We start from the raw sequence: 8540 nt of genomic DNA on the forward strand, positions 1-8540 counted from the left end.
GAGCCAAATAAAAAACAACCTTCCTGTCCCAAGGTAATGATGGAGTTAATATCAAAAAAAGGTAAGTGAAAAGGACTTTCATTGTTTGGGCATGTTATTCGAAGAATTTCATGTGCGTTTTTCTAAAATTCCTGCCATTGAAAGCAATCTCGAAGTGTTTTTTTGAGATCCGATTGGCATAATGTGGACCCCTCGAGAGAGTTTTGTCAGTTCTTTTATAGTATCAGAAGCTATCGAAAGACCTTCTTCTATAGGGGAAGATGCATCCTTCATCCGCAGCATGATTTCATCAGGCACATGAATTCCTGAGATGTTTTTATTCATATATTCAGCCATACTCAGGGATTTGAGAGGAATCAAACCGGCAATTACAGGTACCTCAAGATGGTTTACTGCCTCCATAAACTCCTCGAATATGCTTGCGTCATACACAGCCTGCGTCTGGATAAAATCGGCTCCGCTTCGGACCTTTTTTTCAAGCTTTATTAGCTGCATTATATTTTTAGGGTCTATGCCTGAGACCGCACCCGCGCAAAAAGAAGTGCCTCCATCCAGCCTTTTTCCTGCAAAATCAGTGTCTGAATCAAGCTTCCTGACGAGTTCAATGAGCTGTACGGAGTCAAGGTCATAAACGGGTTTTGAGCCGGGATGATCTCCACAGATAGGATGATCTCCGGTCATCAAGCAGATGTTTCTGATTCCCAGAGCGTATGCTCCCAGAAGATCGGATTGAAGCCCGATTCTATTCCTGTCCCTGCAGGTAAGCTGCATGATAGGTTCATGACCCTGATCGAGCAAAAGCTTGCTGAAAGCCAGTGAGCTCATGTGCATAATTGAACACTGATTATCAGTAACGTTCAGAGCGTCTGCAACACCTTTTAACTGGTAGGCATCCTCCAGGGGAGCTGAAAACCTGGTCCCTTTGGGGGGAGAGACTTCAACGGTAACCAGAAATTTCCTCGAGTTCAGTTTTTCACGAAAATTAAAAAGCATTAAATAAGAATATTAGGAATGAAATTATTTAAAACCATGCTCCTTGGGAGCATGGGTAACATAAAGAAGGTCAAGCCGATTGATCTTTTTCAAACGTTCATAGATAAGAGCCCATACACACTCCATCTCCCTGTTGACCTCGCACATTCCGTCCACAGCCCCTCCACAGGGCCCATTGAGAAGGGCTTTAGGGCATTGGGATTTCGGACAGAGCCCACCATATTCACTTATGGTACAGTCCCCACACATAACGCACTGGTTGGAAAGGAGCTTGCCTCCACTGGTGCCGCCAAGTGAAAGAGTGTTGTTCGAACCGTATATAGGCAAATCAACAACACTGGCAACAGCAGAAACTCCACTGCCACAACCCATAACAAGAATGCAACGCGCTTCGTTTATTTTCTTGTTTTTCTCAGCCAGAGATTCAAAGGACCGGATACTGCAGGCTGCAGTTGGAAGAGCCCAGCCTACCACGTGCTTTCCACTCTCTTCAAGCTGCCTGCACATCTCAAGGACTTCAGGTTCTCCTCCAGTCTTCAGTTTTGCAGCACATACGTTGCATCCGACAACAAAAATATCGTCTTCATCTTTTAACAGGGAAAGGATTTCTTCAAAGGGTTTTGCTGAAGTTATGATCATAATTACCTCAGATATCGGTATTCCAGATTGGTCCGATTTAAAATACATTCGCGGATCATTTCCGCAATAACTGGGAGGGAACGAGCCTGTCCATCCAGTTTACGAGCAAGGCGCCCAAATTGCAGCAGGGTACCCATCACAAGCACGTCAGTAGTTTCCGTTTCATGGGAAACTGCGTCTCTCGCAAGGGCTGCATCTCCTCCCCTTGCAAGCATCTCCTGTTTTATGATCAGAGCCTCTGTGGTTGTAAGGTTCCTGATCTTTAACATAAGATGGATGCTTTTTCCCTGCATTACCTGCGAACCGATTCGTGTAGCTCCAATATTCCTCATTGCAATACCTGCGTCCTGAGGGGTTTTCACGTCAAGTACTGAAACTTCATACCTGCCTTCCTTCACAACACTTGTCCGGCTTCTCAAGGCTCCCGAAAGCTTAATAACATCAGAAGTCTCGGGCACATCATGTGTACGGATAATATGTGCACCCTTGTAAACCGCAATTGCTGCTGCAGCCAGGCTGCCGTAAAGCCTTTCAGTTGCAGGTTTTCCCAGCACGTCTCCTATGAAGGACTTCCTTGAAAGGGCTGCAAGCAAAGGTTTTTCAAAAATTTTCAGGCGCTCGAAATCATCCAGGGTTTCAAAATCATACATGGGCAGCTTTTCTTCGGTCCACCTGCCTATTGCAGGGTCAAGGATGAGGCTGTCAGGCACTATACCTCCAGCCTCAGCGGCCTGTATAATGGAGTCAAGTGCTTCAATAATGGAATCCATACCCAGAGGATCCCCGGGGATTTTATTAGAAGCCATAACCACAGCCGGACAACCGTGGTCTGCCACTACTTTTATCATTCGAGGGTCTGCTGTAAAACCGGAAACATCATTTATGACATCTGCCCCTCTTTTGAGAGCCTCTTCTGCAATTTCAGAAAACATCGTATCAACGGAAATTACCGCATCCACATTGCCTTCCAGCGTATCAAGCACAGGCAATAAGCGCTCAATCTCTTCTTTTCTGCTTATGGGCTCGGAAAAACGCCAGGTTGACCGGGCACCCAGATCCAGGAAAGTTGCTCCGCCGTCAACCATTTTCCGGGCAACATCCAGTACAGACTCCGGGCTTGCGATCGAACCTTCGTAAAAAGATTCCGGGCTCAGGTTAATAACGCCCATAACATGTGCAGGATATTGATCTCCCACTTTTAGACCACAGATATCAGTATTAACTACCATTTTTGACAACCAGGCTATATAGCTTTTAACTCAGTTGGCGCAACAGCGCTTGATAAATATAGTGAGCAAACTGTTCTTAAACGACAATTATAGCATTGCAGTATTTCAGTATATTTAAACAATAATGAAATTTGAAGCAGGATCTGCAGATGCCTTTTTTTCCGTGATGAAACACTCACCATGGCATTTCGTTGACTCGTAACTGTAGAAGCTGTTTATTCAGTCATCTGCTAACATTCCCTGAAAAAGCTTTTTCGGTCCCATCCCCTGAAAGGCCTCTTGCAGGCAAGAAAAAACAAAACAATTTTTCCGACTGCGAAGCTGAACGCTGGAGGACTTGAAAGGGAACTGGGGGATGCACATTCGATTAAGTTTAGGATCTTCAAGATCTTCAGGAGTTCAGGACCTCTGAGACCTTATATATGGAAGTGGATAGAGTTTAAGGTTATGGGAAATACGTTTCTAACCGGGGGAAGAATAACTGGAACTCAATGCTATTAACATATATCAGGTAGATTTGTTTAAAGTTTACAAATAACTCATTTTAGCGCCTGAACATTTTATGAGAGCCTGAACATTTAAATAAGACTTCATAAACCATTTGTATTATTTAATGATGGCAGGCAGAATTATAGTGAAATAGGCTTCAATGATACATAAAAATATTGATGTTTAAAATTAGGTTATCACAATCAGGAAAACTTCACCACAAATAAATAAAAAATATACATAAAACTCAAATGCAATAACCTGAAATGGCAGGTCCGGAAAACACAGAGTAAAATTTTCAAATATAATGTAATTAAAAAACAAATTTACTTGTCTTTGTACTAAAAGATTGAGAAGATAATAGATTATTTTTGTGATTTAACCCACAATCAAAGATACCTCAGAATAAAAGCCCGGCAAAAGTCTTAAAAAATTCGAGTAAAAAATATAGTCTTCCCCTGCTATATGATTGATATTTTGGTATTAAAGTTCCAGTACGGCTATTGAGTTCGTTTTTATCTCCTATACGCTGGGTGGGCTCAAGCCTTGCGCGGCGCGTGAAATGAAAGAACGTAAGATGCAATTTGAAGTCATTTCGAAATAATACCCAACCAATTAATCAGGAAGCACCAATAAAAAACAAAAGGAGAAAAAGCCTTAAAATAGATATTTAAAGGTTTTTCTCTGCACACATAAGCACATGCTTCATAAGCATGGCAATTGTCATGGGACCCACACCACCGGGGACAGGAGTTACAAGAGAAGCTTTTTTGATTACGTTTTCAAAGTCAACATCTCCGTACACACCGCCTTCTTCTTTGGTTATTCCCACGTCAAAGATTACAGCCCCTTCTTTAACCATGTCGGCTTTGATAAGGTGCTTAACCCCTGCAGCAACCACTATGATATCGGCACCAAGGGTGTACTTCTTCAGGTCATCGGTGAAGATATGACAGACCGAAACGGTTGCGTTTCTATTCAGAAGCATTGCTGCCATGGGTTTCCCTACAACATTGCTGTGCCCGATAATAACCGCATTTTTGCCCTTGACAGGCACATTGTACTCCTCAAGTGCCCTGATTACCCCGTGTGGAGTGCAGGGGACAAGGCCTTCGTCCCCAATCATGAGTTTTCCCATATTATAAGGGTGAAAACCGTCAGCATCCTTTGCAGGAGATATGGCTTCCATTGCTTCCTGCGGAGAGAAGTGCTTCGGCAGCGGAAGTTGAAGCAGGATTGCGTGCACATCCCGAGTTTTATTAAGGGTATCAATCAGAGACAGAAGTTCTTCCTGGGTGGCTTCTGCCGGAAGAAGGTAGTCTTCTGCTCTGATGCCCACACGCTCGCATGCCCTATGCTTCAGGCGGACATACATCTTTGATGCAGGGTCGTCACCTACAAGGATTGTAGCAAGCCCCGGGATAACACCCCGGTTGCTTTCGAGGTCCTCAACTCCTGACCTCACCTCTTCTTCAACCTGCTGTGCAAGAACTTTTCCATCTATGATCCGTAACTCATAGCTTTCATCTGACAACTGGTAAAACCCCCTGTCTCCTCAATTAACTGTAAATCGGGAACCTTGAACAGAGATCCCTTACCTTCCCATTGACTTCCGACAGCAGAGCATCGTTTCCTGCATTCTTGATTGCTGTCTCAATGTAGTCGGCAACCAGTTCCATTTCTTTTTCTTTCATACCCCTTGTAGTACAGGCAGGGGTTCCAAGCCTGACCCCACTGGTTACAAAGGGGCTGCGAGTCTCGAAAGGAACTGTGTTTTTGTTGGCAATGATTCCGGCTTTGCTCATTGCAGCTTCTGCGTCCTTTCCTGTAATATTCATATTATTAAGATTTACGAGCATAAGGTGATTGTCGGTGCCGCCAGAAACAATATCAAAACCCTTCTGTCTCAAACAGGAACAAAGAACCTTTGCGTTCTTAACGGTCTGAGCCTGGTCCTGCCTGAACTGCTCGCTCATTGCTTCCTTAAAGGCAACTGCCTTTGCAGCTATGACGTGCATGAGGGGACCGCCCTGAATGCCCGGGAAAACGGCCTTGTTTACCTTCATTGCAAGCTCTTCGGTCCTGGTGATAATCATTCCACCCCTGGGCCCCCGAAGGGTCTTGTGGGTTGTGGTGGTGACAAAGTCTGCATAAGGCACAGGGCTTGGATGTACGCCTGCAACTACAAGTCCTGCAATGTGGGCGATATCGGCAAGAAGATAAGCTCCGACTTCATCGGCAATTTCCCTGAACTTCTTGAAATCGATCTCACGGGGATAGGCTGAAGCTCCGCATACGATCATTTTCGGGTTGCATTCTTTTGCAATTTTCATTAGTTCGTCATAGTCCAGGGTTTCTGTCTCTTTGCTAACCCCGTAGGGCACGATGTTATAGAGCTTCCCGGAAAAACTTACAGGACTGCCATGAGAAAGGTGTCCGCCGTGAGAGAGATCCATGGACATGATCGTGTCCCCAGGCTGCAGTACAGAGAAGTAGACAGCCATGTTGGAGCCTGAACCTGAGTGGGGCTGGACATTCACGTACTTTGCCCCGAATAGTTCCTTTGCCCTGACAATCGCGAGGTTTTCGGCAACATCAACAAAATCACAGCCACCGTAATAGCGCTTGCCGGAATATCCTTCGGCATACTTATTTGTCATGATTGAGCCCTGGGCTTCCATAACAGCCCTGCTCGCGTAGTTTTCTGATGCAATCAGGTTCAGTTTGTATTCCTGACGTTCGGCTTCCTTTTCGATAGCCTCGAACAATTCCGGATCAATTGTTTCAATATAAGACATTACTGTCACCTCGTAATCCATGCATTTAAAACTTATTCGAAATCAAGGGTTTCTCGTTAGCGTGAATTGATTAACTGTTAGTATGCTTACGGTGCTGGCATTTACTTAAATTAATGTGTTATGTATTGAAACCTGTAAGATGTGTTGAAACCTGTAAGAACTGCCTGACAGACTGGAAAGCCAGAAGGGCTGTAAGTATTCAACAATCTGGGGAGTTTCTCGATAAATGGAAATAGAGCTCCAAGGGAAAACCAGGGGAAAATATCCCAAGCATTTTAAGGACTCGGGGGATTCTGGAATATGGAAGGTCTTCAGTTGGCCAGTATATTTCGTGTGAGTAATATAATTCAAGTACTTATAATCGTCAGAGTATTAATGAGTATACTAATGAGTAAAATCTATTCCGGTTTGGAACTACTTCCTACTTTTTGAGTAAGTTCCCAAAATCTATTCCACCGGAAGTTACCCAATATTCTGTCTCTTTTGATCTGGATTTCTGCCTTATCGGCTCAGATCTGCCTGATGAAACTAATGCGATCCCGGAGTAATGCAATCCTAGAGTAATGCAATCCCAGAGTAATGCAATCCCGGAGTAATGCAATCCCGGAGTAATGCGAGCTCGGAGATTCTGCAAAGTTTCTGCTCATTTAAGGGCCATTAAGTAAGAGCTATTACATTTCGACCCTCAACTTTAAGCTTACCCTCGACAAAGAGCCTGACAGCTTCGGGATAAATAATATGCTCCTGTTCGAGAATCCTGGCAGTGAGGATCTCTTCGGTATCTCCTGGAAGCACAGGCACACACTTCTGGAGGATGATAGGTCCGGAATCGAGTCCTTCATCGACAAAATGTACGGTGCAGCCTGCAACTTTTACTCCGTACTCAAAAGCCTGTTTCTGGGCATGAAGCCCTTTGAAAGCCGGAAGAAGAGAAGGGTGTATGTTCAGGACCCTGTGCCTGTACGCCTCAATGATCTCGCTTCCCAGGATCCTGAAATAGCCTGCAAGCAGAAGAAGGTCCGTATCATACTGTTTGAGGACATTCAGGATTTCCCTATCATATCCGGCTCTATCATGCCCTTTGGGATCAAGATAAACAGCACTGATACCGTGTTTTCCTGCACGTTCGAGCGCATAAGCATCGGCTTTGTTGGAAATAACAACATTAACTGCCGCGTTTTTTATGTAGCCCTTTTCAATGCTGTCGATGATCGCCTGGAGATTTGAGCCCCTTCCGGAAACCAGCACTGCAATCTTTACCGTCATTGAAGCGTTTAGATTGAAACAGTGATATATTAGGTTTTTGCATCTTTGTGGCATCCGTGACAAACTGAGAGTCGGAGCTCTAAATATAGTTAAAGAGTTAAAGAGGAAGAAAATTCAAGAAGAGGGCATCGTTAGCTAGAAGAAGAAGAAGAAGAAGAGGCTCAGAGGAAAAAAGAAAACGTTTTTTTTCAGTATGCCGGTTAACCAGGAGGAAAGAGAAGAGCAGTTTACGCGCCGCTCTGAGTTTCCTTGCGCTCCTCTATGAACTCAAGGAGTTCCTGAGAATCACTTATCCTGTCAAGTTCTTTCTTTTCTATCAGCACTGTATTTTCGACGGATTTCAGTTTGGAATGCCCATTAATGATGAACACGGACTGAGTTTCCGTAATGCAGGAAATGCTGCTCATCAGATGAGCCCGTTTGATTACTGTTGTGTTGAACTCACTGACACCTGTAAGGATAACTGAAGACTTGTCCCGTGAGATAGCCTTGAAAGGTGCCTGCGCAGTATGAAGGACATCATATCCGAGCATTGAAATCGTATTTAGGATCAGATCTTCCGGCAAAAGCACATTAGGTTTTACCTGTGGTTCTTCCTTTTCAGGTTCTGTCTTTTCAGGTTCTGCCTTCTTCCTTGACCTTCTGCTCCCGCAGGATTTCAGGATATCTATGGGCCTTGCCAGTTCGAGCCCGAAAATGTCCTCAAGCTGGAGCACGACATCAATGGACGCGTCCATGCCTTCTTCTTCATATTTGCTGATAGTTCTTCTTGAAACCCCTACCATAGAAGCCAGGGTCCCGAGAGACATGGATTGATCCGTCCTTGATTTCCTCAGGAGGTCTCCTTCTATTGCGACATAAAGCCCTCCGGGTGCTGCTGAAACCAGAGGCGGGATATTTTCTACAAAGTAGTCATGGAGAGTCTGGACATTCAGGGCAAGGATATCATAGCGCATGTAGACAACGCTGTCTTCAAGCATCTGGTCCCTTGTCTTTGCCCCAACAACGATAGCGGAACCTCCGAGGTACTCAGCAAGATATTTCATCTCCCTGGCTGTTTCTTCGTTCAGGCCGTCAATGTTAAATAAAACCTTGCAAAGTAATAGTGTTTCATATTTCCGTGCGG

General features: G+C 44.5%; 8 protein-coding genes. 1 reads left to right on the forward strand and 7 read right to left on the reverse strand.

The genetic code is table 11. From position 1 onward, the window contains the following. Window positions 1-108: 108 nt before the first annotated feature. The 3 genes from PHF18_RS17885 to folP are packed head-to-tail and all read right to left on the reverse strand — an operon-like array spanning window position 109 to window position 2861. On the reverse strand, window positions 109-993 hold the full coding sequence (locus tag PHF18_RS17885; RefSeq protein ID WP_300105049.1) for a methylenetetrahydrofolate reductase: 885 nt from the start codon (window positions 991-993) through the stop codon (window positions 109-111). 24 nt (window positions 994-1017) lie between these two features. Next, complete coding sequence (locus PHF18_RS17890; RefSeq protein WP_300105051.1) at window positions 1018-1632, reverse strand: methylenetetrahydrofolate reductase C-terminal domain-containing protein; 615 nt, start codon at window positions 1630-1632, stop codon at window positions 1018-1020. Window positions 1633-1634: 2 nt separating this feature from the next. Further along, window positions 1635-2861 carry a dihydropteroate synthase gene (gene folP, locus PHF18_RS17895; RefSeq protein ID WP_300105053.1) on the reverse strand — a complete coding sequence of 409 codons (1227 nt, stop codon included), beginning with the start codon at window positions 2859-2861 and terminating at the stop codon, window positions 1635-1637. Window positions 2862-3140: 279 nt separating this feature from the next. Here folP and PHF18_RS17900 point away from each other — a divergent pair, with 279 nt between their 5' ends. Beyond that, complete coding sequence (locus PHF18_RS17900; protein WP_300105054.1) at window positions 3141-3362, forward strand: hypothetical protein; 222 nt, start codon at window positions 3141-3143, stop codon at window positions 3360-3362. A 658-nt stretch (window positions 3363-4020) separates the two neighbouring features. Here PHF18_RS17900 and PHF18_RS17905 read toward each other — a convergent pair. The 4 genes from PHF18_RS17905 to PHF18_RS17920 all read right to left on the reverse strand — a co-directional run. Then, window positions 4021-4884, reverse strand: a complete 864-nt coding sequence (locus PHF18_RS17905; RefSeq protein WP_300105056.1) for a bifunctional methylenetetrahydrofolate dehydrogenase/methenyltetrahydrofolate cyclohydrolase — start codon at window positions 4882-4884, stop codon at window positions 4021-4023. A gap of 25 nt (window positions 4885-4909) precedes the next feature. Then, on the reverse strand, window positions 4910-6148 hold the full coding sequence (gene glyA / locus PHF18_RS17910) for a bifunctional serine hydroxymethyltransferase/L-allo-threonine aldolase (protein ID WP_300105057.1): 1239 nt from the start codon (window positions 6146-6148) through the stop codon (window positions 4910-4912). A 657-nt stretch (window positions 6149-6805) separates the two neighbouring features. After that, window positions 6806-7414, reverse strand: a complete 609-nt coding sequence (gene purN / locus PHF18_RS17915) for a phosphoribosylglycinamide formyltransferase (RefSeq protein WP_300105059.1) — start codon at window positions 7412-7414, stop codon at window positions 6806-6808. A 227-nt stretch (window positions 7415-7641) separates the two neighbouring features. After that, window positions 7642-8540, reverse strand: an 899-nt coding sequence (locus PHF18_RS17920; RefSeq protein ID WP_300105061.1) for a transcriptional regulator, incomplete at its 5' end; no start/stop codon positions are given.

It is taken from the genome of Methanosarcina sp., assembly GCF_028693135.1.
Taxonomy (GTDB): domain Archaea; phylum Halobacteriota; class Methanosarcinia; order Methanosarcinales; family Methanosarcinaceae; genus Methanosarcina.